This is a genomic window from Nocardia sp. NPDC004340, from assembly GCF_053602575.1.
The window spans coordinates 93475-118288 of the sequence record NZ_JBSGDW010000003.1 but is presented as its reverse complement, the minus strand read 5'-3'; the positions used below and the strand labels follow the sequence as shown (position 1 = coordinate 118288).

General features: G+C 70.3%; 24 protein-coding genes. 9 read left to right on the top strand and 15 right to left on the bottom strand.

Features of this window, described 5'->3' with window-relative positions:
• The first annotated feature begins 20 nt into the window (after nucleotides 1-20).
• Nucleotides 21-1556, top strand: a complete 1536-nt coding sequence (locus ACWEOI_RS12585; RefSeq protein WP_452359653.1) for a multicopper oxidase family protein — start codon at nucleotides 21-23, stop codon at nucleotides 1554-1556.
• A gap of 37 nt (nucleotides 1557-1593) precedes the next feature.
• Here ACWEOI_RS12585 and ACWEOI_RS12580 read toward each other — a convergent pair whose 3' ends face one another.
• The 7 genes from ACWEOI_RS12580 to ACWEOI_RS12550 form a co-directional block, all read right to left on the bottom strand.
• Entirely contained in the window at nucleotides 1594-4668 is a 3075-nt protein-coding gene (locus ACWEOI_RS12580) for a crotonase/enoyl-CoA hydratase family protein (RefSeq protein ID WP_452359652.1), read from the bottom strand.
• 120 nt (nucleotides 4669-4788) lie between these two features.
• Entirely contained in the window at nucleotides 4789-5703 is a 915-nt protein-coding gene (locus ACWEOI_RS12575) for a GNAT family N-acetyltransferase (protein ID WP_452359651.1), read from the bottom strand.
• Between the two features lie 120 nt (nucleotides 5704-5823).
• Nucleotides 5824-7062: a cysteine--1-D-myo-inosityl 2-amino-2-deoxy-alpha-D-glucopyranoside ligase gene (gene mshC / locus ACWEOI_RS12570; RefSeq protein WP_452359650.1), complete on the bottom strand. Its 1239-nt coding sequence runs from the start codon at nucleotides 7060-7062 to the stop codon at nucleotides 5824-5826.
• Between the two features lie 167 nt (nucleotides 7063-7229).
• Nucleotides 7230-8027, bottom strand: a complete 798-nt coding sequence (locus ACWEOI_RS12565; protein WP_433665818.1) for an SCO1664 family protein — start codon at nucleotides 8025-8027, stop codon at nucleotides 7230-7232.
• A gap of 4 nt (nucleotides 8028-8031) precedes the next feature.
• Entirely contained in the window at nucleotides 8032-8637 is a 606-nt protein-coding gene (locus ACWEOI_RS12560) for a DUF3090 domain-containing protein (protein ID WP_433665817.1), read from the bottom strand.
• A gap of 20 nt (nucleotides 8638-8657) precedes the next feature.
• A complete protein-coding gene (locus ACWEOI_RS12555) occupies nucleotides 8658-9398 on the bottom strand; it encodes a histidine phosphatase family protein (RefSeq protein ID WP_433665816.1) in 741 nt (246 codons plus the stop codon).
• Between the two features lie 16 nt (nucleotides 9399-9414).
• Entirely contained in the window at nucleotides 9415-10365 is a 951-nt protein-coding gene (locus ACWEOI_RS12550) for an undecaprenyl-diphosphate phosphatase (protein WP_433665815.1), read from the bottom strand.
• Nucleotides 10366-10628: 263 nt separating this feature from the next.
• Between ACWEOI_RS12550 and ACWEOI_RS12545 the strand changes: the two genes are divergently transcribed.
• The 4 genes from ACWEOI_RS12545 to ACWEOI_RS12530 all read left to right on the top strand — a co-directional run bounded on the left by ACWEOI_RS12545 (nucleotide 10629) and on the right by ACWEOI_RS12530 (nucleotide 14891).
• Nucleotides 10629-11588 (top strand): aldo/keto reductase, encoded by a 960-nt coding sequence (locus ACWEOI_RS12545; RefSeq protein WP_357277124.1) that lies wholly within the window; start codon nucleotides 10629-10631, stop codon nucleotides 11586-11588.
• 20 nt (nucleotides 11589-11608) lie between these two features.
• Entirely contained in the window at nucleotides 11609-12646 is a 1038-nt protein-coding gene (locus ACWEOI_RS12540; protein ID WP_452359649.1) for a heme/hemin ABC transporter substrate-binding protein, read from the top strand.
• Nucleotides 12647-12972: 326 nt separating this feature from the next.
• Nucleotides 12973-14052 (top strand): FecCD family ABC transporter permease, encoded by a 1080-nt coding sequence (locus tag ACWEOI_RS12535; protein ID WP_452360130.1) that lies wholly within the window; start codon nucleotides 12973-12975, stop codon nucleotides 14050-14052.
• A complete protein-coding gene (locus ACWEOI_RS12530; RefSeq protein ID WP_433665813.1) occupies nucleotides 14049-14891 on the top strand; it encodes a heme ABC transporter ATP-binding protein in 843 nt (280 codons plus the stop codon). Before ACWEOI_RS12535 ends, ACWEOI_RS12530 begins: the two co-directional genes overlap by 4 nt.
• Before the next feature lie 10 nt (nucleotides 14892-14901).
• Here the strand turns inward: ACWEOI_RS12530 and ACWEOI_RS12525 are convergent, their stop codons facing one another.
• The 4 genes from ACWEOI_RS12525 to ACWEOI_RS12510 all read right to left on the bottom strand — a co-directional run bounded on the left by ACWEOI_RS12525 (nucleotide 14902) and on the right by ACWEOI_RS12510 (nucleotide 18345).
• The gene (locus ACWEOI_RS12525) at nucleotides 14902-15252 is read right to left on the bottom strand and encodes a YrdB family protein (protein ID WP_452359648.1); all 351 of its coding nucleotides are present in this window, start codon (nucleotides 15250-15252) and stop codon (nucleotides 14902-14904) included.
• On the bottom strand, nucleotides 15249-17351 hold the full coding sequence (locus ACWEOI_RS12520; protein ID WP_452360129.1) for an MMPL family transporter: 2103 nt from the start codon (nucleotides 17349-17351) through the stop codon (nucleotides 15249-15251). The genes ACWEOI_RS12525 and ACWEOI_RS12520 overlap by 4 nt, the downstream gene beginning before the upstream one ends.
• Nucleotides 17351-17887 (bottom strand): hypothetical protein, encoded by a 537-nt coding sequence (locus ACWEOI_RS12515; RefSeq protein WP_452359647.1) that lies wholly within the window; start codon nucleotides 17885-17887, stop codon nucleotides 17351-17353. Before ACWEOI_RS12515 ends, ACWEOI_RS12520 begins: the two co-directional genes overlap by 1 nt.
• 101 nt (nucleotides 17888-17988) lie before the next feature.
• A complete protein-coding gene (locus ACWEOI_RS12510) occupies nucleotides 17989-18345 on the bottom strand; it encodes a hypothetical protein (RefSeq protein ID WP_357098536.1) in 357 nt (118 codons plus the stop codon).
• A gap of 217 nt (nucleotides 18346-18562) precedes the next feature.
• Here ACWEOI_RS12510 and ACWEOI_RS12505 point away from each other — a divergent pair, with 217 nt between their 5' ends.
• The 3 genes from ACWEOI_RS12505 to ACWEOI_RS12495 are packed head-to-tail and all read left to right on the top strand — an operon-like array spanning nucleotide 18563 to nucleotide 20934.
• Nucleotides 18563-19570 carry a YncE family protein gene (locus ACWEOI_RS12505; RefSeq protein ID WP_433665808.1) on the top strand — a complete coding sequence of 336 codons (1008 nt, stop codon included), beginning with the start codon at nucleotides 18563-18565 and terminating at the stop codon, nucleotides 19568-19570.
• On the top strand, nucleotides 19570-19836 hold the full coding sequence (locus tag ACWEOI_RS12500) for a DUF5703 family protein (protein WP_213555396.1): 267 nt from the start codon (nucleotides 19570-19572) through the stop codon (nucleotides 19834-19836). Before ACWEOI_RS12505 ends, ACWEOI_RS12500 begins: the two co-directional genes overlap by 1 nt.
• Before the next feature lie 18 nt (nucleotides 19837-19854).
• On the top strand, nucleotides 19855-20934 hold the full coding sequence (locus tag ACWEOI_RS12495; protein ID WP_452360128.1) for a quinone-dependent dihydroorotate dehydrogenase: 1080 nt from the start codon (nucleotides 19855-19857) through the stop codon (nucleotides 20932-20934).
• Between the two features lie 62 nt (nucleotides 20935-20996).
• Here the strand turns inward: ACWEOI_RS12495 and ACWEOI_RS12490 are convergent, their stop codons facing one another.
• The 3 genes from ACWEOI_RS12490 to ACWEOI_RS12480 all read right to left on the bottom strand — a co-directional run bounded on the left by ACWEOI_RS12490 (nucleotide 20997) and on the right by ACWEOI_RS12480 (nucleotide 22119).
• Nucleotides 20997-21401, bottom strand: a complete 405-nt coding sequence (locus ACWEOI_RS12490; RefSeq protein WP_433665807.1) for a hypothetical protein — start codon at nucleotides 21399-21401, stop codon at nucleotides 20997-20999.
• Between the two features lie 143 nt (nucleotides 21402-21544).
• Nucleotides 21545-21832: a hypothetical protein gene (locus ACWEOI_RS12485; protein ID WP_452359646.1), complete on the bottom strand. Its 288-nt coding sequence runs from the start codon at nucleotides 21830-21832 to the stop codon at nucleotides 21545-21547.
• Entirely contained in the window at nucleotides 21829-22119 is a 291-nt protein-coding gene (locus tag ACWEOI_RS12480; protein WP_433665805.1) for a hypothetical protein, read from the bottom strand. Before ACWEOI_RS12480 ends, ACWEOI_RS12485 begins: the two co-directional genes overlap by 4 nt.
• 337 nt (nucleotides 22120-22456) lie before the next feature.
• On the opposite strand from ACWEOI_RS12480, the gene ACWEOI_RS12475 reads away from it, so the two are divergent.
• The gene (locus ACWEOI_RS12475; protein ID WP_433665804.1) at nucleotides 22457-23953 is read left to right on the top strand and encodes a PfkB family carbohydrate kinase; all 1497 of its coding nucleotides are present in this window, start codon (nucleotides 22457-22459) and stop codon (nucleotides 23951-23953) included.
• Here ACWEOI_RS12475 and ribA read toward each other — a convergent pair.
• On the bottom strand, nucleotides 23950-24603 hold the full coding sequence (ribA, locus tag ACWEOI_RS12470) for a GTP cyclohydrolase II RibA (protein ID WP_433665803.1): 654 nt from the start codon (nucleotides 24601-24603) through the stop codon (nucleotides 23950-23952). The genes ACWEOI_RS12475 and ribA overlap by 4 nt on opposite strands.
• Nucleotides 24604-24814: the final 211 nt, after the last annotated feature.

Below are 24814 nucleotides of genomic sequence, written 5' to 3'. Positions count from 1 at the left end.
TCGACCCGAGGAGGGACCCTGTGATCTCGCGACGACGCCTGCTCCTCACCGCCGCCGCCATACCCCTGGGCCTCACCGCCTGCACCAGCGGCGAACCCGGACCCAGCACGAATGGACCCGGCACAGGAACCGGTACCCGGGCCCTGCTCATCCCGCCCCTGGCCCCATCGCGCGTCGACGCCGACGGAGTCCGCCGGTTCACCCTGACCGCACAGGCGGGCAGCCACGAGATCCGGCCCGGCACCCACACACCCACCTGGGGATACAACGGTTCCATCCTCGGCCCCACCCTGCGGGCTCGGCGTGGGGAGACCGTCGAGATCGCCATCACCAACACCCTGCCCGAAGCCACCAGCGTGCACTGGCACGGCATGCACGTGCCCGCCGCCGACGACGGCGGCCCGCACCAGATGATCGCCCCCGCCGCCACCTGGACCCCGCGCTGGCACATCGACCAGCCCGCAGCCACCCTCTGGTACCACCCGCACCCGCACGGCTCCACCGAGAAACACGTCTACCGCGGACTGGCCGGACTGTTCTACCTCGACGACGACAACGGCGACCACCTGAACCTGCCCTCGCGCTACGGCATCGACGACCTCCCCCTCGTCATCCAGGACCGCCGCTTCACCCCTGACGGCCGCCTCGACGAAACCTCTTCCAGCAGTTACGGATTGCTCGGCGACACCCTCATCGTCAACGGCGCCGTCCCCGGCCACCACGACCTGCCCGCCCGCCGCGCCCGCCTGCGCCTGCTCAACGGATCCTCGGGCCGCCTGCTCGACATCGGCCTGAGCGAGGACCGCGAATTCACGCTCATCGCCACCGACGGCGGCCTGCTTCCCGCCCCCGTCACCCGTACCCGCCTGCTGCTCAGCCCCGGCGAACGCGCCGAGATCCTCGTCGACCTCGACCCCGGCCACATCGCCACCCTGCGCGCCTACCCCGTCACCACCCGCACCGGCATCGACCGCCCCGAACGCTTCGGCTTCGACGACACCTTCGACATCCTCACCCTGCGCGCCACCACCATCGCGCCGGTCGCGCCAATTGCACCCGCCCTACCGGGTGTCCTCGCCGCCCTCACCCCACTGGCCCCCGACCTCCCGGTCACCCGCACCTTCGACCTGAAATGGTTCATGATCAACGGCGCGAAGATGGACATGACCCGCATCGACCTGACCGTCCCCACCGGCGCCACCGAAGTCTGGGCCGTCACCAACCGCGAGGACTGGCCCCACAACTTCCACGTCCACGACACCCAATTCCAGATCCGCGCCATCGACGGCACACCCCCGCCCCCACACCTGGCCGGCTGGAAGGACACCGTCTACACCGAACCCGCCCGCACCTACGAACTGGCGATGCGTTTCCTCGGCCCCGCCGACCCCGCCCACCCGTTCATGTACCACTGCCACCTGCTCCACCACGAAGACCAGGGCATGATGGGCCAATTCCTGATCCTCGACCCCGGCCAGGCCCCCGCCTTCACCCCGCCTCCGATGGGCGACATGCCCATGGGTGCGGGCGGATCCGGCACCCATGGCGGTCACTGACCGCCGCGCGCCGCACCGCCCGTACCGGGGCTCGGGGTCAGCGGCCCTGCCAGACCGGGGGACGCTTCTCCACGAACGCCCGCATCCCCTCGCCGGCGTCCATCGACGACAGCGCCGCCGCGGCGACCTGGCCCTGCTTGCCGAAAGCCTCGGCGACCGACCAATCCGGGGCCTGCTCGATGATCTGCTTGCTCGCGTCGATACTCAACGGCGCGTTCACCGCCACCCGCGCCGCCAACTCCAGCGCGGCATCGAGTGCCTTGCCCGGTTCGGCGACCTGATTGATCAACCCGATCTGCGCGGCCCGCGCCGCGCTGATCGGGTCGCCGGTCAACGACAACTCCATGGCGATCGCGCGCGGTAGGCGCTGCGACAGGCGCAGCACGCCACCACCGACCGCGACCAGGCCACGTTTCACCTCGGGGATACCGAAGGTCGAATCGCTCGCGGCGACAATCAAATCCGCGACCAGCGCCAGTTCGCAGCCGCCGGCCAGCGCCGGGCCCTCCACCGCGGCGATGAGCGGTTTGCGGGGCGGCTGGGACACGATGCCCAGGATGCCGCGCTTCTCGGTCACCGGCACCTCACCGCGCGCGGCCGCCTTGAGATCCATTCCGGCACTGAAATAGCCGCCCGCGCCGGTCAGGATCGCGATCCGGGCGTTCGGGTCGGCCTCGTAGGCGTCGATCGCGCGCTCCAAACCCAGCGCCGCCGCCAGATTGATCGCGTTGCGGGCGTGGGGACGATTGATCGTGATGATCATGATGTGGCCGCGGCGCTCGATCAGCACCGGCGCGGGCGGCGGAGGCGGCAACGGCACCCGCGCCACACCCGCCGTACTCAACACCGGCTCCGCTGCCGATTCTCCCGCTGCCGATTCCTCGGCGTCCGAACCCGACTCGGGACGCTGCGCCCCGGCCGGGGTGATCGCGTCACCGACCACGGTCACCGGCAGCCCCAGCCAGTCGTCCTCGGTCAACGCGGCCAGCAGCGCGGAATTGGTGGACCGCAACAGCACTCGATCACCGGCCGGGGTCAGCAGGCTCACGATCGCGGCCTCCGGGCGACCGTCACGACCGTAGGGCAGCGTGTAGGCCTCCACCACGGCCTCGCCGTCGTAGCCGGTGCGCGCCGGGCGGGCCGGGGGATGCTCGATCACCGGAGTCAGGTGCCGGTAGGGCTGTGCGGGCGGGGTCGCCGAATACACGCCCATCGCGTGCTTGGTCAGATACCAGCCCAGAGATGTGGCCAGACCGAAGGATTCGGGTTCGGCGCGCAACCGGCCCACCAGCGACGCCACCGCGTGCCCGCCGTAATTGTTGCCCGGACCGCCGCCGAAGGTCAGCCCACCGGTCACCGACAGCGGCCGCTTCGGGTCGTCGACCGGCAAACCCAGCTCACGCGCCGCGATCTGCACCGCCACCGGGAAACACGCGTACAGGTCCACCGGACCCAGATCCTCGGCCGTGATCCCGGCATGCTCGAACACCGCGGCCCCCAACGCCCCGATCGCCGGCGACGCCGCCAACTCGGCACGCTCACTGACGAACCACTCATCGGTGCCCGACGCGCCCGCATGCAGGAACACCCACTTGTCCTGCGGGATCCCCGCCGCCTCCGCCGCCGCGGCCGAGGCCACGATGATGCCCGAGGCCATATCCACCGTCAGATTCGCGCACTCGAGCTTCGTGTACGGCGCCGAGATCATCCGATTGGCCTCGGTCACCGCCGCGATATCGGTGGCGGTGAACTCCTGCGGCTGCCACGCCTGCGGATTGGCCGCCGCCACCGCCGAGAACCGCGACCACAATTCCGCCACCGCGGTCGCGTGCTCGGCCGGCGTGCGACCCATCCGGTGCCGGTTCGCCGACTCGAGCAGCGCGTACATATTGATCGGGGCCTGCAACCCGGCCGCGGACTCCGCGGCATTGTTGGCCGCCTTGTCGATCCCGACCGTCCGTGTCGGCGACACCGAGCCGTCCTGCACCGGCCACGCCACCTCGACCCCGGCCCGCTGCGCCGCCGCCTGTGTCGCCCCGGCCTCCGCGCCGGTCACCAACACCAGGTCGTAGTCGCCCGCCGCGATCGCCGCGGCCGCCTCGTTGATCACCAACTGGCCGCCGTCACCACCGAACGGACTCGACTGCACCGTGTCCACCCCGTCCGCGCCGACCGCGGCCGCCACCAGCGCACCCAGATCCCGGTACTGCCACGACGTCGGCGACACCGCGAACACCGCGTCCGCCCGCCCCAGCAACCCGTCCCCGACCCCGGTGTCGGCGGCCGCGGCCCGCAACGCCCGCACCGCCAGCTGCGACGGATCGGCATACGACGCGTCGGGGGTGCGCTGCACGATCTGCCCGACACCCACCAGCACCGGTGTCGTCGGCGCCAACACCACCCCGGAAGCCCGGTGCCGCACCGCCTTCCGCTCCGCGCGCCCCGCCGGCGGCGCGGTCCCCGCCAGCACCGCCGGCAACCTGTCGAGGGACTCGGTCAACGCGTCACCGAGCGCGCGGGCCACCGTGCCACCGAGCGGGCCCTCGATCGGCTGCCCCGACAACCCCGCGTCGATGTACACGCTCGACCCGGAACCGTTGGGCGCCACCGTGATCCACAACCCCAGGCCCAAACCCTGCGGGCCGCGTCCGCGCAACCCCAGCCGCGAGTCGCTGACCTCGGTCACCAGCCACGCCACATCGGCCGGAATACCCATGAACTTGGCGACCTGCGTGTACTCCACGCCGACCGCCGCCGACCCCGGCGCCTCCCCACGCCAGCCCGCGTGGAAACTCACCCACTCCGGAAGCCGCTGCAACTGCGCCAGATACACCAGCGTCGCCGCCGCACCGGTCTCGAGATCGCGATGCGCGTGCGCGGTGCGCAGATAGTCCGACAGGCCCTCGGGCAGGGTGTGCTCGACCGGCGCGGCCTCCACCGGCACCCCCTGGCCGGTCACGCCCGCGATCAACTCCCGCACGATCCGCGGATCGCGGCGCACGGTGTCCAGTAACCGGCCCCCGGCGCGGACCTGTTTGCGCAGCGACGCGCCCTTGCCCAGTCCCTGCTCCACCACCGCACGCACACGATCGAAACCTGGCACCGCACTCACGGCCCACCTCCTCGCTGAGGGTCCACACCATCCGGCCCTCACGGTATCGGCCGTTCACCCACCACGGGAAGAGTCAACGCAACTTCGCACCCCCAGCAATATTCGGGCGCGAATCGCCGTTCACAACTCGCGGGCGAACCAGACCTGATCCAGCATCCGGATCCCGTCGACCATCACCACGTCCTCATACCCGGCCGCCGCGGTGAACACATCCGGCACGATCCGCGTCATCCGGAAGCCGCACCGCTGGTAGAAGCGCAGATTCCCGGCATCCGCGGTCGCGGTGGCCACCTCCAGCCGCCGCACCCCAGCCGCCGTCGCGGCCGCCACCACCGTGTCGATCATCCGCCGTCCCACCCCGGACCCGCGCAACGGGCGCACCACCGCGGTATTGACGATCTCCCACGTCGACTCGTCCGTCTCCGGGGCCGCCTGGATATGGCCGACCACATCCCCGGACGCGTTGCGCGCCACCCACACCCGCCCGTGCCCGATGTACCCGGCCAGCAGCGGCTCGGAATCCTCGGCCATCCGGAACGACCACGCGATCTCCTCGCGATCACCGGTGAACTCCTCGATCCGCACCGCGTCGGCATCGGAGTCGGGCGGCACCACGATCAGCATCCAGCCCTCGGGATCCAGCACCGCGAACGCGCCCGCCGCCACCCAATACGGATTGTCCGGAATCACCTCGGCCACACCATGATCGGCCAGCCGTTCGCGCAACGCCTCGAACCCGCCGCGCAGATACAGCACCACCGCGTCCTCGGGGTCCACCGGCGGCGGGGCGGGCGCGTCGTCGCGGCGCACCAGCTCGAGCTGGGCGCGCGGCCCCGGCAACCCGAACACGAACCCGCTGTAACCCGCGTGATCGGAGAACGCGAAAAGCTGTGTCAGACCGACGATCTCCCGATAGAACGCCGCGCACTCGTCGAGCCGGGCCGTCGCGCGCGCGAACCGCGCCGCACCCACCGCCAACCCGTCCACACCGGACTCCGCCGCACCCACCGAACAGCCCTCCTCGATCGACGACACACCGCTCCCAGGATGCGCCGTCCACCACCGCCGGGTCGACTCATTAACGCCCGCGCCGCACACAAGAACGCGCGAGCCCGGACATCCGGGCTCGCGCGTCGACAGGTCGCGGCAGCGGCGCTACAGAGCGATACCCAGCAGCGCGTCGACGGTGTCGGTGATCAACGCCGGAGCCGTCGCGTCGGGGCCGCCGTAAGCCAGCGCCTGCTGCGCCCACGCGTCCAGCGCCGCCAGCGCCTTGGGGGTGTCGAGGTCATCGGCCAGGTGCCGACGCACCCGCGCCACCGTGTCGGTCGCATCAGGGGCCGAGTCCAGCGCCACCGCCGAACGCCACAGCGCCAGCCGCGAAACCGCTTCGGCCAGTACCGCATCCGACCACTCCCGGTCGCTGCGGTAGTGCCCGGAGAACACGCCCAACCGGATCGCGCCCGGATCGGTGCCCGCCGTGCGCAGCTTGGACACGAACACCAGATTGCCGCGCGACTTCGACATCTTCTCGCCATCGAGCCCGATCAGGCCCGCGTGCACGTAATGCCGGGCGAAGCGACGCCCCTTCACCAGCGCCTCGGCGTGCGCGGCGGAGTACTCGTGGTGCGGGTAGATCAGGTCGCTGCCGCCGCCCTGGATATCGAACTCGGTGCCGATCCGGTTGACCGCGATCGCCGCACACTCGATGTGCCAGCCCGGACGGCCCGCCCCGAACGGCGCCGGCCACGACGGCTCACCCGGCCGCTCGGCCCGCCACAACAGCGCGTCGATCGGATCACGCTTGCCCGGCCGCTGCGGATCCCCGCCGCGCTCGGCGAACAACCGGTCCATCGTCTCGCGGTCATAGCCCGACTCGTAGCCGAACTGCTCGGTCGCGTCGTGACGGAAGTAGATGTCGGGATACTGCGGGTCGTCGACCACGTACGCCGCGCCCGAGGCCAGCAGCTTGTCGACCAGTTCCACGACCTCCTGCACCGACTCGATCGCGCCGATGTAGTCGCGCGGCGGGATCACCCGCAGCGCCGCCATGTCCTCGCGGAACAGGTTGATCTCGCGGGTGCCCAGCTCACGCCAGTCGATGCCGTCGCGTTCGGCCCGCTCGAACAGCGGATCGTCCACGTCGGTGGTGTTCTGCACGTAGTGCACCTCGTGGCCGGCGTCGCGCCACAACCGGTTGACCAGGTCGAAGGTCAGGTAGGTGGCGGCGTGGCCGAGGTGGGTGGCGTCATAGGGGGTGATGCCGCAGACGTACATCGTCGCGGTCGCGCCGGGGGTCACCGGGCGCACCTGCTTGTCGGCGGTGTCGAACAAACGCAACGCTGGTCCGGATCCGGGGACGGTCGGGACAGCGGTATCGGACCAGGACTGCATGATCCGAGGTTATCCCTGGGATCGGGCCGCGACGTCGCCGCCCCCGCACCGGTGTGCCCCACGACACGCGCCCGACCGGGCCGACCTGCACCCTAGTCGCCGACCCGGCGGTGTCAATGCTTGCAATCAGCGCGACGAGAACGCCGCGGCGACCCGAACGCCGGGGGTCAGAACGCGGGCCACGGAATCGGCCGCTGACTGGCGGGCAACGGCATCACCGGCTCGTCCAGCAACGCCCGCCCCCGCGCCTCGAGCGCGTCGATCTCGGCGTCGGTGATCAACCCCGCCAGCCGCTCACCCAGCTCCCCGGGCAGCGCCTTCACCAAAACCGTGATGTCGGTGAGCAATTCGTCGGCGACCGGCTCGCCGGCCCACCCCCACAACACCGTGCGCAACTTCGGCTCGGTGTGCAGGCAGATCCCGTGATCCACCCCGTACACGCGCCCATCCAGACCCAGCAGGGCGTGCCCGCCCTTGCGGTCGGCATTGTTGATCAGCACATCGAGCACCGCCATCCGCTGCAGCCGCTCGTCGTCGGCGTGCACCAGCGACACCGGATGCCCGCCCGGATCCAGCGCCCGCAGCACCTCCCGATACCCGTCGGGGATCGCGCTCACCGGGCACAGATCCACCAGACCCGGGCTCGGCTCGTCCTCGGCGGTGTCGATCCAGCGCTGCACCATGCCGGGCCCGAAAGGTCCCTCCCGCAACACCGTTTCCGGGATCACGCCCCACCCCAGCGCCTGCGACACCAGATACGAGGCCACCTCCCGCCCGGCCAGGGTGCCGTCGGGGAAGTCCCACAACGGCCGCTCCCCGCGCTCGGGTTTGTACACCACCCGCTGCCCGCCCGCGCCCGCCTCGCACACCAGGGTGACGTTGCTGGCGGTGGTGACCTGACCGATCACCGTCAACTCGGCGGTCTGCCACGACCGGTCTGCCGTGGGGCTGCTGGAGGCCGACACCGGATCAGTCCTCGGAATCGTCGTCGGAGTCGTCGGCTTCGGTGGCCCCGAAGATGTCGCCGCGCTTGTAGCCGTTGGTCCGCACACACATGTGCCCGGCCGTGGACAGCGGCTCCCCGCACAGCGGACACGGCGGGCGGCCCGCCGCGATCACCCGCGCCGACCGCAACGCGAACTCCCGCGCCTGCACCGGGGTCAGGAACACCCGCACCGCGTCGGGACCCTCCTCGGTGTCGTCGAGAACCACCGATTCGTCGACCTCGGTCTCGGTAATCGCCAACAGCTCCACCACCACCGCGCCCGCGTCGGCGTCCCAGCCCAAACCCATGGTGCCGACCCGGAATTCGGCGTCGATCGGCGTCACCAGCGGCGCGGTGTCGGCCACGTCGGCGGCCTGTGGGGGCACCGAGGTCCCGAAGCGCCGTTGCACCTCGTCGAGCAGCAGACCCATCCGATCGGCCAGCACCTTCACCTGCTGCTTCTCGAGCAGCACGCTGATCACCCGCGGCTCCTGCACCGCCTGCAGGTAGAACGCGCGGTCGCCCGGCTCGCCGACGGTGCCGGCGACGAAACGATCGGGGGTGCGGAAGATATGGATTGCCCGGCCCATTGCACCTCCATTCGGTTCACTCACACTGATGAATCGGGGCGTTCGCCAGCCCCATTATCCGTACTGTCGGTGGTACCCGTTTCTCCGCCGGGAACCGGCCCCGAGCGCGATTCGCCGCCAGTTCGCGGTGAAATCGCCGCCAACCCGGACAGATCGGTACCCGTGTCATTGAGCCGCCACACATAAGGGGCGTTCGGGGTGTAGCGGACGACGCTGATCGACGCCGGTTCCACCACGATCCGCTGGAAGCCGTCGAGGTGAAGGCCGAACGCGTCGGCCAGCACCGACTTGATGACATCGCCGTGCGTGCACGCAATCCACAACACATCGCTACCATGCCGCTCGGCGAACTGCCGATCTCGTTCGCGCACAGCGGACACGGCACGGAACTGCACCTCCGCCAGCGACTCACCCGAGGGGAACCGTGCCGCCGACGCCTGCCGCTGCACCACCTTCCACAACGGCTCGGTGACCAGGTCGGCGAGCGCCTTGCCCGTCCAGTCGCCGTAGTCGACCTCGAGCAGCCGCTCGTCCGGGTCGGCCTCGATGCCCAGCTTGTCCGCGAGGGGGGCGACGGTGCGCTGGCAGCGCAGCAGCGGCGAGCACACGATGTGCTCGATCGGCAGCGATCCCAGCCGCTGAACCAGGCTCGCGGCCTGCTCACGGCCACGGTCGGTCAGATCGACGCCGGCGCTGCGCCCGGCCAGGGTGCGGGCAATGTTCGACGTGGACACGCCGTGCCGCAACAGGATCACCGTCACCGGGACAGCCTACCGACTAGGTCGCCGACACGACGCCGGTCGCCAGCAGCGCGATCACCGTCAACCCCAGCACGATGCGGTAGCCCACGAACCAGTCCAGCGAATGGCGCGCCACGAACTTCAACAGCCACGCCACCGACGCGTAGCCGACCGCGAACGACAGCACCGTGGCCACCAGCAGCTGCGGTCCCGACGCATTGAGGCCCTCACCAGCGGGTTCGAAGGCATCGGGGAGGCTGAACAGGCCCGAGGCCAGCACCGCGGGAATGGCCAGCAGGAACGAGAACCGCACCGCCGCCTCACGAGTCAGACCGCAGAACAGGCCCGCCGAGCTCGTCGCGCCCGAACGCGACACGCCCGGGATGAGGGCCAGGCACTGGGCCAGGCCCATGATCAGGCCGTCGCGGGTGGTGAGCAGTTCGATCGGGCGGCGCGCGCGCCCGTAGGTCTTGCCCGAGTAGTACTCCGCCGCCGCGATCACCAGCGCGAACACGATCAGCATGATCGAGATCAGCCACAGATTCCGTGCGCCGGTACGGATCTGGTCCTTGAACAGCAGACCCAGCACCCCGATCGGGATGGTGGCGATGATCACATACCAGCCGACCCGGTAGTCCAATTCGCGCTGGGTGTCGGGATCGGGGCCGTAGGCGAAGGAGCCGTCCTCGGTCAGCACCGGCAGCTGCGTGGTGGCGCGCTCGTGCAGCGGCACCGAATCGCGTTGACGCCCAGCGACCTTCATCCACACCGTGGTGCACCAGGCCACCAGGATCCGCCAGATGTCCTTGGCGAAATACACCAGCACCGCCGCCTCGGTGCCCAGCTGGGTGACCGCGGTGAACGACGCGCCCGCGTCATCGCCGAAGAACACCGCCGAGACGATCCGCAGATGCGCCGAGGAAGAGATCGGCAGAAATTCCGTCAGACCCTGTACCAGGCCCAGCACCAATGCCTGCACCCACGTCATCGACTCGCCCACGCAGCCTCCAGTCCCGAATCATCAGCTCCCGGTGAGCATTTCGACGCCCCGGGCCGCCACCGGCGCGGCGTTCGCGCCCCGCCGCAACGCTGCGACCCTACCGGGCCGTGATGGCGCGCCCGATACCCCCGGGTGAAATCGGGTTCCGGCTCGCGCGCGCCGGAATTCGCCGCGCTCGGCGCGGGCCGTAGCCGGGCGCGGGCCGCCGGTGCGCCTAGGCTGACGCGTGTGACGAAAGGGCAAGCGCGGTGATGCAACAACGGACGGTCGGCCGCAGCGGACTGCGGGTGTCGAGGCTCGGGCTGGCCACCCACACCTGGGGCAGGGAGACCGACGCCGAGGACGCCGCGGCCCAGCTGCTGGCGTTCGTCGAAGCCGGCGGCAACCTCGTCGACACCTCCCCGGCCTACGGTGACGGCGCCGCCCAGCACATCCTCGGCGAGCTGATCGCCGAAGTCGGCCGCGAGGACCTGGTGCTGTCCGGAAGTGCCGGATACACACCGATACTCAGCGACGCCGCCGCCGACGCGCCCGCCGCCGTGCGCTGGACCGTCGACGCCTCCCGGCGCACCATGCGCCGCCAGCTCGACCACACCCTCACCCAGCTCGGCACCGACCACCTCGACCTGTGGACAGTCGCCGCGTGGGACCCGCACACCCCCCTGGAGGAGATCGCCGACACCTTGTCGTGGGCGGTGCGCTCGGGACGCGTTCGCTACGCCGGAGCGCGCGGCTACGACGGCTGGCAGCTGGCCACCCTCGCCGCCGCCGCGCCGCTGACCGCCGCCAAGACCCCCTACTCGCTGCTGGCGCGCGGCGTCGAGCACGAATTCGTGCCCGCCGCACAGCATCACGGCATCGGCGTCATCGCCACCGCACCCTTGGCCGGGGGGATCCTCACCGGCAAATACCGCGACGGGGTGCCCGCCGATTCCCGCGGCGCCGACGAGTCCACGGCCGCGGAGATCACCGCCCATCTCGACGACCGGGCGGTGCGGGTGGTCGACGCGGTCGTCACGGCCGCCGACGGGCTGGGGACCTCGCCGCTGGCGGTGGCGCTGGCGTGGATCCGAGACCAGCCCGCGGTCGCCTCGATGCTGGTCGGGGCCCGCGACATCGGGCAGCTCACCGGCATTCTGGCCGCCGAGACCCTCGAACTGCCCCGCGCCATCGCCGCGGCCCTCGGAGACGTGAGCGCACGCACAGAATGAGCCAGGCTAGCCTTGCCTGCATGAGGTGTCTCGTGAATGCCCGCACCGCCGCCCGCACGCTGGTGATCCTGCTGCTCGGTGTCGGTCTCGTCGCCGGGGTCACCGCCTGCGGCTCGGGCACCACCACGAGCACCGGCGGCCGCGGACCCGTCACCGCCGAGATCGGCGACCTCGACCCGGTCACGCTGGGTCCCGAACCGGTTGCCACGCTGCCGGTCACGGTCACCTCCTTCGACGGCACCCCGGTCACCGTCACCGACACCTCCCGCATCATCGCCGCCGACCGCTACGGCACCCTCGCCCAAACCGTCGTCGCCCTGGGGCTGCGCTCGAAGCTGATCGGGCGCTCCAACTCCGCGGCGTTCCCCGCCGTGCGAGACCTGCCCACCGTGTCCTCGGGCAGCGGCACCCTGAGCGTGGAAGCTGTTGCGGCACTGCGGCCCACGGTGTTCCTCACCGACACCACCACCGTCACCCCCGCGCTGCGCGACCAGCTGCGCGCCCTGGGCATCACCGTCGTCTACTTCGACACCGGACGCACCATGGCCGGAGTCGTCCCGCAGATCGAGGCCGTCGGCGCCGCGCTCGGTGTGCCCGACGCGGGCAAGGCGCTGGGGCAGCGCACCCGCACCGAGATCGACGCCGCCATCGCCTCGGTGCCGCATCAGGACGCCAAACCCAAGATCGCGTTCCTGTACCTGCGCAGCGCCGCCATCACCATGATCGCCGGACCCGGCTCGGGCGCCGACTCGCTGATCACCGCGATCGGCGGCATCGACGCCGGAACCGCGTCGGGCATCACCAAGGACTTCCTGCCCATCACCAGCGAGGCCATGATCGCCGCCGCCCCCGACGCCCTGCTGCTCATGAGCGACGGCCTGGCCTCGGTCGGCGGCGTCGACGGCCTCGAGAAGGTCCCCGGCATCGCCCAGACCCCCGCCGGACGCGACCGCCGCGTCATCGACATGTCCGACGCCGTCCTGCTGTCCTTCGGCCCCAACACCGGCCGCGTGCTGTCGGCCCTCGTGAAGGCCGTCTACGGCCCCGCCGCCGCATGAGCAAGCGCCCCGGAGCGGCCGACAACCAAGGCCCCCACATGGATTCACCGAGCAACACACACGACGACCGCACCGCAGCGCACAACGGCGCTGCCACCGTGCTCGGCCCCGGCGACCCGGCACACGATGCGCCCGCCGACTCAGCACACGATGGTCCCGCCGACGCGGGACAGGGCGGTCCCGCCGATCCGGAGCACGGCGGCCCGGCGGCCCCCGCGCAGGACGGCCCGGCCGAGCGCTCGTCCGGCGGGAGTGCCGAACAGGCAACGGCGGCGGCGGCGAAGACGCCGGCTGGGTCCAGCGCACCGATCAGCGGCGACGAGGCGATGACCGCGGAGTCGGCGGTCAAGGCGCTGCCCAGCGCACGCCGCAAGTGGTCGCGCAACGCGATCATCTTCACCGGCGCGCTGGCCGCGCTGGTGGTGCTCGCGCTGATCTCCGCCGCCATCGGCCAGGTGCCGACCAGTCCCGCCGAGGTCGCGGGCGCGTTCCTGCACCGCATCGGGCTGGACTGGGGTCCCATGCCCGCCCACCCCGCCGGATACGTGACCCTGTGGGAGGTGCGGTTCCCGCGCGTCGTGCTCGGCATGCTCGTCGGCGCGGCCCTGGCCACCGCCGGCGCCCTGCTGCAGGGCGTGTTCGCCAATCCGCTCGCCGAACCCGGCGTGATCGGCGTGTCCGCGGGCGCGGCGGTCGGTGCGGGCACCGTGATCGTGGCCGGGGGCGCGTTCGTGGCCGCCTGGTCGGTCGCGGCGGGCGCGTTCGCCGCCGGACTGGCCACCACCCTGCTGGTGTATCTGCTGGCCCGCTCAAACGGCCGCACCGAAGTGGTGACCCTGGTGCTGACCGGTGTCGCCATCAATGCCTTCGCCGGCGGACTGATCTCGTTCCTGCTGTTCTCCGCCTCGCCCGCGGCGCGCGACCAGATCGTGTTCTGGCAGATGGGCAGTCTCAACGGCGCCACCTGGCAGTCGGTGAACGTGGTGTGGCCGCTGACGCTGCTGGGCCTGGCCGCCGCGATCTGGATGGCCCCGCGCCTGGACCTGCTCGCCCTGGGAGAGTCCGCGGCCCGGCATCTGGGCGTGGACGTGGAACGGTTGCGGCGCAATGTGATCGTCGTGGTCGCGGTGCTGGCCACCGCCGGGGTCGCGTTCACCGGCATCATCTTGTTCGTCGGGTTGATCGTGCCGCACCTGGTGCGCATGCTGGTCGGGCCCGGCCACCGGGTGCTGATCCCGCTGTCGGCCATCGTCGGCGCGGTGGTGCTGGTGGCCGCCGACATCGGCGCCCGCGCCCTGGTCCACAACGCGGACCTGCCGCTGGGCATGATCACCTCACTGGTCGGCGGGCCGTTCTTCTTCTGGCTGCTGCGCCGCACCCGCTCACGATCGGGAGGCTGGGCATGAGCGGCCTACGCGAGCTCACCACCATCTTCGGGCGCACCCCCGCCCTGCCGGAAACCCCCGAACCGGGTGCGGCGACCCTGCGCGCCCGCAAGGTCAGCGCCAAACGTGGCGAACGCACCGTGCTCGAGGGCATCGACTTCGATGTCGTCGCCGGGCAGATCGTGGCGTTGGTCGGTCCCAACGGCGCGGGCAAGTCGACGCTGCTGGCCGCGCTGGCCGGGGAGCTCGAATTGAGTGGCGGCAGCGTCGAACTCGACGGCCACGCCCTCACCCACTGGACGCATCTGGACATGGCCCGCCGCCGCGCGGTGCTACCCCAGTCGCACACCGTCGGATTCCCGTTCAGCGCCCGCGAAGTCGTCGCCATGGGTCGTTCCCCGTGGGCGCGCACGCCGCGTCAGGTGGACGACGAGCGGGCCATCGCCGCGGCCATGGCCGCCACCGACGTCGAACGCTTCGCCGCACGCCCGTTCCCGGCCCTGTCCGGCGGTGAGCGTGCCCGTGTCGCCCTGGCCCGCGTCCTGGCCCAGGACACCGCGACGCTGCTGCTCGACGAACCCACCGCCGCACTCGATCTCGGCCACCAGGAACAGGTCCTGCGCCTGGCCCGCGAGCGCGCCACCGCGGGCGCGGCAGTCGTGGTCGTGCTGCACGATCTGGGTGTCGCCGCCGCCTACGCCGACCGCGTCGCCGTGCTCGATGCCGGACATATCGCCGCCGACGGCCCGCCCCGCGAGATCCTCACCGCCGAACTGCTCACCCGCGTCTACCAGCATCCGGTCGACGTGTTCGACCACCCGGTCACCGGCGCCCAACTGGTGCTGCCCGTCAGAGGCTGAGCGCCCGGGGTCAGAGCTGCTGCTGACCCCACACCAGCCGCAGGACGCCGTTGGCCAGCCAGATCGCGAAGAACACGATCCCGGCCACCGGCGTCCACGCCAGACCCAGCAGCACCGCCGCCGCACCGAACCACACGACCTCCAGGGCGATACGCCGCCACCCGGTCTGCGGGAACCGCGCGTCCTTGGCCGCGCCGAACAGCGCCCACACCACGATGAACACCGCCGGAACCGCCAGCCCCGCCACGATCCGCACCACCAGCGGCGTGGACACGGTGAAACCCCACCACGCGCCCGCGGCCAGCACCCCCAGTTCCAGCAGGAACATCAACAGCAGGTTCGCGCCCTTGAGCACGTTCATCGCCAGACCAACCTCAACACCGCAGGAGTCAACAGCATGCGAATCACGGTGGCGTCCAACACCAATGCCGCGATCATGCCGTAGGCAATGTATTTCATCAGCACCAGATCCGAGAACCCGAACGCACCGGTCACCACGATCAGGATCGCGGCCGCCGAGGTGATCACGCCACCGGTGTGGGCGATGCCGTAGCGGATCGCCTCGGGCGCGTCAGCGCCGGACGCGCGAGCCTCGGCCATGCGCGATTGCAGGAACACCTCGTAGTCGGTCGACAGGCCGAACAGGACCGTCACGATCAGCACCAGCACCGCGAACATCAAAGGGCCCGGCGTGAAGTCGAACAGTCCCGCCCCATGCCCCTCGACGAAGATCCAGGTCAGCACACCCAGCGTCGCGCCGAGGCTGAGCGCGCTCATCACCACCGCCTTGATCGCCAGCACCAGCGACCGGAACGCCGCGTACATCAACGCGATCGCCGCCGCGACCAGGATCAGCACCAGCAACGGCAGACCCTTGATCAACCCCTGGATGCTGTCGCGTTCCAGCGCGGGCACTCCCGCCACCATCACCGCGACCCCGTCCGGCTGCGGAATCGAGCGCAGCGCCGCGATCACCGAGTCGGCGTCGCGTTTGTCGGACAAGCCGCTGGCCAGCACCGTCACCTGATCCTTGGTCGGCGCGGCCGGATCGAACGGACCCGTCATCCGCGGACCGACCAGCTGGTTGGCCTCGTAGCGGATATCGGAGAGCTGCTGCGGATTGGCGCCCACCACCACCAGTTTCAGCGGCTCGGTGCGGAAATGCGGGAACAGCCGATCGAAGTCCTGCTGCGCCACCCGCGCCGGATTGTCCGCGGCCAGATACCGCTCGCTCAACCCACCGAACTCGATACTGCGGAACGGCAGGATCAACGCCAGCAGCATCAACACCACCGGCACGATCACCAGCCACGGCTTGCGCATCGCGAAAACCGCCAGCCGCGAGAAGAATCCGCGATCGATCTGCTCGGCGGTGCGGATACTGGCCAGCCGATGCCAGCCCCACAGATCGATACGCGGCCCCACGATCGACAACACCGCCGGCAACGCCGTCACCGACAGCACCGCGGCCAGCAGGACCGAGGAGATGCCGCCCAACGGCACCGACCGCAGCACCCCGTTCGGGTAGATGAACAACGCGCCCAGGCTCACCGCGATGATCGCCGCCGAGAACAACACCGTGCGCCCGGCCGTGGCGATCGTGCGCGCGGTCGCCTCCTCCACGCTGCGCCCAGCCGCCAGCTCCTCGCGGAACCGGGTCACCGCGAACAACCCGTAGTCGATGGCCAGACCCAGGCTCACCAGCGTCACCACCGCCGAGGCGAACACATTGACCTGCAGATGATTGGTCAGCAGCCGCATGATGCCCTGGCTGCCCAGGATCGTCATGCCGCCGATCAGCACGGGCAGCAGCGCCCCCACCACGCCGCCGAACACGAAATACAGCAGGATCGCCACCAGCGGCAGCGCGATCAGCTCCGCGCGCTCGATATCGCGCTGCATGCCGGTGTTGATGCCCTCCACCACCGGCTGCAGGCCCGCCAGCTGCACCGTCGTGCCGCCCGGGCCGGAACCGGTTGCGCCGGCATGGAATTCGTTCTTGATGGCCAGATAGTTGTCGACGGTGTCGGTGCCGCCGTCACCGCGCAACCCGATACTGGCGAAGGCGTGGGTGCGGGAGGCGTCGGCGAACTGTCCCATCAGCGCGCCGTCCCAATACGAGTCGATCTTGAGGATGCGGTCGGCGTGCTCGGTGCGCAACCGCGTCAACTCCGCCGCCACCGCCGACCGCACCGGCTCGTCGTCGACGGTCATCCCCGCCGGGGCGGTGTAGATCGCGATCAGATCGGCGTCGGTGTCGCGGCCGAAGGTGGAGTCGGCCAGCTTCGACGCCGCCACCGACTGACTGGATTCGTCGAACCAGCCCTCCTGGGTCAGATGATCGCCCAGGTCGCGCCCGTAGAACCCGGACACCAGCACGGCCAGGCCGAACACGGCGAACACCAGGAACCGGAAGCGGTGGATCAGGCGCCCCCACCGCAGGGATCCGGCCTCGAGCATCAGCCGCAGGCCGCGGTCTTGTAGTCGGCCGACCGCAGAATCCCGCACAGATCCGTGCGCGAGATCTTCCAGTGCCCGTCCTTGGCCACGAAATGCACGACCGTGGTGCGCACGTTCGTGCCGGTGCCGTCCTTGTCCAGGCTCAGCGTCGCGGTCAGCGTGCCGTCATGGTTGTCGAACACCGGGTCCTTGACCCCGTACACCGCGCGCGGATTGTCGGCCAGCGCCTTGTACATGTCGGGGATCGCGTCCTTGAACGCCTCCCCGTCCTCGATCAGCGCGGTGCGATCGCTGTCGGGCAGGTTCGGGTCCAGCGCCCGCTTGATCTGCGAGTCCAGCTCCGCGGCGCTCGGGATCCCGGGCCGGTTGACGCTGCTCTGCGCTGCGGCGGCCTGCGAGGACGAACTCAACGCCGCGTACGCCGAGGACCGCGCTTCGGCGATCTTCGATTCGTCGTCGGAGCCGCCGCACGCGGCGAGCGATGCGCCCAGCACGGTCAGCAGCAGCACGGTGGCGGCCGGTCGTCGAAGTCGCATCAACATCCTCGGAAGTTCGAACTGCGGTTGTGTGCCGTTAGTTTGGCACGGCCCGCGCCCGGAAGTGATCTCTGTGTCACAGACAGCGCCGCCCACGGGCGTCAGCGGCCCTCGATCACCGCGCCCAACCGGCCCAGCAGCGCGCGCACCGTCGTCGCCTCCCGCGGCTGGGCGGCCGGGACCGGGACGGCCTGCGGGATCAGGTCGCGGACCAGGGCCACCACGCTGCGTTCGTCGTCGAGATCGATATCGGTGACCGGGGCCACCGCGATCGCCTCGACGTCCTCCGGCGCCGGAACCGCGGTGGTCACGCCCGGGCGGTAGATCTCCACGGTGAGGGTGGATCGATGGGTTCGGAAGGCGAAGGACCGCCCGTCCCCGGTGACACCGAAGCCGTGCGCGTAGCGCCCGACGGTCACGTCCTCGACGGTGAACCCCGCGCTCTGGTCGGCAACCAACAGATCTCCCTGATACAGACCGCTTTTGCACTCCACGGTAACCGCATGCCCCGACACCGCCACCGAATCCCCATGTCACATCATGCAAGTCGGCGCCGGATGCACGCGGGAGATCGGCACGCGGACCCCCGGTCACACGGTTGGAACCCGGGACATGGTCAGATTAGAGAGCACGCATGATTTCGTCGGTCAGTTCGGTCAGTAAGGAGTTCGCTGCATGCGCCGTCGCGGCTGGATCGGTTCAGCCCTCGCGGGTGTGACCGTGGTGACCCTGCTGACCGGATGTTCGGACCAGCCGGACAACGCGAACAACGCCACCCGCGACCCGGCGACCCCGGCCGCCGCGCCCACCGCCACCCCCGCCCCGGCGGGGCAGGTGAGCGCGAGCGCGCCCATCGCGCTGCTGCTCGACGAACCTGCCACCGGCATCCTGGCCGCGGTCGTGGACTCCGGCACCACCTTGAACCTGATCGACAAGGGCGTCACCCGCCCGGTCACCCTGCCCGGCAAGGCCGCCGCCCTGGTCGCGGGCAAGCCCGGCGAGGTGCTGATCGCGGTGCCCGGCAAGATCGTTCGCGTCGACGTCGCCAGCGGCGCGCTGACCACGGTCGCCGTCGACGGCGACCTGCACTCGGTGGGTCTGCGCCCCGACGGGTCGCTGGTGGCGGGGCTGGCCGACGGCCGGGTGCTGCTGCTCGACGCGGACGGCACTGTGCGCCACACCATTACGGGCCTGTCGGCCGCCGACGCGATCGACACCGGCGAGGGCAGGGTGGTCGTGGTGGACCGCCGTCAGTCCGCGATCGTGGAGCTCGACCTCGACGCCCACAAGCTCGGCCTGGCCCTGCGCGCCGGTGACGGGGTGACCAACATGATCGGCGACCACTTCGGCCGACGCCTGGTCACCGACACCGCCGGCGCCGAACTGCTGGTCTACACCGCTGATCCTTTGGTCCTGCACCAGCGTTTCCCGGTAGGCTCTTCGCCCTACGCGCTCGCCTACGATCAGCGGTCGGAGACCGTGTGGGTGACGCTGACAGGCAGCAACGAAGTCGTCGGCTACGAGCTGTCGACGGGTATACCGGTAGAGGTGGGGCGTTACCCGACGGTGCGCCAGCCCAACTCGGTCACCGTCGATGCCCGCACCGGTGACCTGTTCGTGGGATCCGCGACCGGCGACGGTCTGCAGCGGATCGGCGCGGACCAGCGGAAGAGAGGGCAGTGATGGCTCGGGCCTCACGATCGGCGCACCAATCGCGCACATTACCGGAAGGCTGGGAGGAATCCAGCGACGAATGGGAGTACGTGCCCCTGCGGCTGCCACCCGGCATCACCAGGGTCACCGCCACCATGCGACTGTCCATTCACGCCGAATTCGGCGGCTGGGAACTCTCGCGGGTGCGCGCCTACACCGACGGCAGCCGCCGCGTGCTACTGCGCCGCCGCAAGACCACTCCCCTGCTATCCCCGACACCCGAGGCGGTGATGTAACCCCCTATGTATGAGCGCCTGTACGCCCTGCTGCTGAAGCTGATGTTCCTGCTCCCGCCGGAACGCATCCACCATCTGGCCTTCGCCGCGATGAAGCTGGCGACCCGGTTCACCCCGGGCCGCGCCTTCACCAGCAAGGTCCTGGTGGCCGACGATCCGATCCTGCGCACCCGCGTGTTCGGCGTGGACTTCCCCGCGCCGCTGGGTCTGGCCGCCGGCTTCGACAAGAACGCCGACGGCGTCGACGCGTGGGGCCCGCTCGGTTTCGGCTACGCCGAGATCGGCACCGTCACCGCCCAGGCCCAGCCCGGCAATCCCGCGCCGCGGCTGTTCCGCCTGCCCGCGGACCGGGCGCTCATCAACCGCATGGGGTTCAACAACTTCGGCGCCGACGCCGCGGCCGAGCATCTCGCGCACCGGCTGCCCGGCGGCGTCCCCATCGGCGCCAATATCGGCAAGACCAAGGTCGTCGAACCCGAGGACGCCGCCGACGATTACGCGATCTCGGCGAAACTGCTGGGCCCGCTGGCCGACTTCATGGTCGTCAACGTCAGCTCCCCCAACACCCCCGGTCTGCGCGACCTGCAGGCCGTGGCCTCGCTGCGCCCGATCCTGCAGGCCGTGCTCGACTCGGTGTCGGTCCCGGTCCTGGTGAAGATCGCCCCCGACCTGTCCGACGACGACATCGACGCCGTGGCCGACCTCGCCGTCGAACTCGGTCTCGCCGGCATCGTCGCCACCAACACCACCATCCGCCGCGACGGCCTGGCCACCCCCGCCGCCACCGTCGACCCCATCGGCGCCGGCGGCCTCTCGGGCCCACCGGTCGCCGACCGCTCCCTCGAGGTCCTGCGCCGCCTCTACACCCGAGTCGGCGACAAACTGGCCCTCATCTCCGTCGGCGGCATCGAAACCCCCGACCAGGCCTGGTCCCGCATCCTCGCCGGCGCCTCCCTCCTGCAGGGCTACACCGGCTTCATCTACGGCGGCCCCCTCTGGGCCAAACACATCCACCACGGCCTCGCCGCCAAACTCCGCGAACACGGCTACACCAACCTCTCCGAAGCCGTCGGCGCCGAACACCGCGCCCGCGCCTGACCCGTTCGCGGTCAACACCTTTCGAATCGCCGGGGAGACCGCACGGCCGGTTGGTCGTGCGGTCAGCCCCACAGATGCTGGGAGCGGGCCCCCGTCGACGCCGCCCCGTGCGCGGCGGTGCCCCAACCCGACAGCATCGCCGCCGGCGGCCCGGGCTCCTCGTCGAGCAGCTCCCGGTGCAGGCGTTCGGCCAATCGCTGTGCCAGCAGAATCACCGCGCGCTCGACCCCGATCCCCAGCCGGGTCGCCAGATCGGCGGCCCACAGGTGTGCGGCCTCGTCGTAGACGACCTCCGGATCGGAGAGCACCTCGTCGAGCTCCATCCCCGCCCGGGCCTGATCGTGGGTGAGGTGCTGTGCCGGAAGCCAACTCAACCGCCACACCACCTCTCCGCGCCGGTATTCGCGCAGCGCGTATTCGGGGCTGATGTCACTGGTCATCGCCCGCGTCGTGATATCGATCGTCATCAGGACCTCCCAAGGCCATCGGCGCACGCCACGGGATCTCCGTCCGTCCACCGTCTTCGGCCCGCCGCGACCGGTCGCCGCCGCGGGCCCTGCCATCCCCTCATCGACTCTGCCCCACCCCTCGGATCCGATCGGTCGGTACCTCAAGCCGTCCGCCGTCGCAGCAGCAGAAACACCGCCTGCTCCAACGGAATCCCCAACTCGCCCGCCGCGGCGACCATCCGCCCCTGTGCGGCCTCCCCGCGCGGATACGGGTCGACGGCCACCACCTCGGCCAGCACCATCGCCGCCAGCGCCTGCGCGCGGGTCAGCAACCGATCCGGCATCCAGCTGCACCGCCACGCCAGCATCCAGCGGTCGGCCACCCGGACCGCGCTCTCCTCGGTCAGATCGCTGGTCATCGCCCAGTCGTCGGTGGTGTAGATGGTCATGACTCTCCCCGTTCCCTGCGACGCGCGCGCAAGACGATGCGGGCATCCTCGAGATCGATGCCCAGGGCGGCGCCGAGGGCGCACGCGCGCTCCCAGGCCGCGCCGTGATGACCCGGCTCCCGCCGCAGGAGCTCGGTCAGTTCCATGGCCGCGAGCGCTTCCTCCCGCGTCAGCAGCGGCGACTGCCGCCAGCTGAGCTGCCATGCAGGTTCCGGGTGGCGGGGCAGCCGTTCGGCGCACTCGCCGGTGATGCTGCTGGTGATCGAGCTGGCACTCGGGTAAATCATGATGGCCTCCGATGAGACGAGGAGGCGTCACCGCCGGATCGAGTGTGACGCGGAGCAGGGCCGAGGCGACCTGGACGGGCGAATTCGCCTATCGCACTTGGATGTTCGCCCGGAGTTCGGGATCGGCCGCACCACAGGCGCGGGGCGCGCGCCGCTGGATCCGCCGGATCGTGGGTAGTCCGGTCATCGGGAACCTCCCGGTACATCTGGTCGGGCGGCGCTCATTTGCCAATTCCAGGATGGCATTTGGCACTTCCGAATCGCAGTTTGACGCTGTCACAATTGGATTGCCGTTTCCGCCGACGTTCAAACGTGGACGGTCTTATGGTTGGGGCGAATGATGATGCAGCCGAACCTGGGAAGCAGTGGCGCCGACACGGCCGCGCAGGACAACGACGTGCGCGCCGTGCGTGACACCCTGCTGCAACTGCGCAAGCGCTGGGCCATGGGCGGTGACCGCGACCGCTCGGTCGACCTCGGCGCGCTACTCGGCCTGGTCATCGTCCGCCGCGTCGCTCACCTCACCGGCCGCGACCCGAAAGCGGCACTGCCCGAAGCGCTGCGGTTCATCGCGGGCACGCTCGACCCGGCCGACCGCCTCATCGTCGACGCGGAACTGAACCTGTCCATGCTCGCCGACCAGCTGCCGACATCGATCGCCGAAGAGCTCTACGGCCCTGAACTGGGGCAGCGACGAGACAGTCTCGCCCTGCATTGGATGACACTGCACGAACATCTGGGCGTGCCGGTCGCTCAGGTGCCGCGCAATAATCGCGCCTTGCGCGGTCGGCGGGAAGAGGACGCGTTCACGGCGCTGGCACGCGGGCTCACCCTCGAGTCCGTTGCCGCCGAAGGCCTTCCCGGTGCGACGATACGGCCGAGCGCCGTGGTGATCGGCGACGCCGCCTGGGACCGTATCTGCACCGTCGATGTGCTGCCGCAGGCCGGGGACTCGCTGTACGGGGAATTCTCCGAGCACGCCGGAGGCAAAGGACTGAACCGCGCGGTCGCCTTGGCCAGGCTAGGAGTGGACGCGCGTCTGTTCGCCGCCGTCGGTGACGACGACAAAGCCGGGCTGATCGTCGACTACCTGCGTGCGCGCGGTGTCGATACCAGCCTGTTGCGTGCGAGGCGCGGACCCACCCCGACTGCGGCGGTGACTGTCGCCCGCGACGGCGGGAACTACTCGGTGGCAGGCAAGGACGATCGGATCCGCTTCGACGCCAGGGATATCGCCGATATCCCGATCACGCGTGCGCTCGTCCACGCCGACGCCGTGCTGTTGACCTTCGAACAGAACGTCGAAGTGCTCGCGGCGGTCGCGGACGCGATCGCCGACCGGGAGTCGCGGCCGTGGCTGTTCGTCAGTGCCACCCCACCACCGAAACGATTCCCCGCTCTGTTGCCCGGCTACCTCCAGACGGTGGACTACCTGATCGCCTCGGTCGGCGAGCTCGCCGCGCTGCGACCCGGGGTCGAATCCGCCGACATCGCCAGGCAATTGGTGAAGCACGGGGTCGGGTCGGTCGTGGTGCTGTATGGCGACAGTTGTGCGATGTACTCGGCCGAAGATCCCGCCGCGGAGCCGGTGTGGGCCGACATCCAAACCGATCGCCCGGGAGCGCCCGGGGCCTCATCGGCGTTCGCCTCCGCGTTCATTGCCCGATTGATGACCCAGCCCCGGCCCGCCGATCCGGCCCGCCGCCGACAGGCCGGGCACGCCAACCTGGTGTGGGCCGCCGCGGCGATTCAGGCGCGCGCCAGCAAAGAGACGAGCATCCCCGACTCCATGCCCACCCGCGAGGCGATCGACGCGACCCTGGACGCGTCCTAGAGGTCGGGCGACCACGGTGGGTCGTCGGTTGGAATCCAGTGCCCGTGACGGCGTTTGGCCTGCTGATAGTCGGCTTCCCGGCGAGTCCGCGGCTGGGTGCGCAGCGGGATCACGGTGGCGTGGATCTCGGCGTCGCGCACGGCCTGCAGTTTGTGCGGATTGTTGGTCATCAACCGCACCTCGGTCAGTCCGAGTGCGACCAGCGCCTGCGCGGCGTGGGTGTAGTCCCGCTTGTCCTCGCTGTACCCCAAAGTCCGGTAGCTGTCGTAGGTGTCGAGGCGGTTGCGCTCGCTGATCTCGTAGCCGCGCGCCTTCGCCAGGAGCCCGTACCCGCGGCCTTCCTGCTCGAGGTAGACCAGGATCCCTGATCCGGCGGCCTGGATCAGGTCGAGGGAGCGTTCGAGTTGCGGCCCGCAGTCGCAGTCCTGGAACGACAGCGATTCACCGTAGAGACACTGCGAGTGGATGCGGACCAGGCAGTCGTCGTCGATGGACCCGAAGGCCAGAATGTGCCCGGTTTCGGCGTCGGTCGGCAGGTCGGTGACCCGGACGCGGAGCTCCTGGCCCTTGCGGGAGATCCAGTGGCTGGCGTGGTCGAGGCTGGCCCATATCGCTTGTCGGCTAACGTCTTTCGCCGGCCGAGAACCCATCAGTGAATGGTATGTCCCGATGCCGTCCTGATTGTCCGGATCGCTGAACAGGGCATAGCGGCGCGCGCCGGAATCGGTGGCCGATAATTCTCTCCGGATACGCTCCGTGATCGCCGGGAAAGGGTAGGCTTCGGCACCGTCTGCGTGTGCCGCCTGGCAACTCCGCAGCAACGGTCGGATCGCTGCCCCCGCGCACCGTCCTGACCGGCGG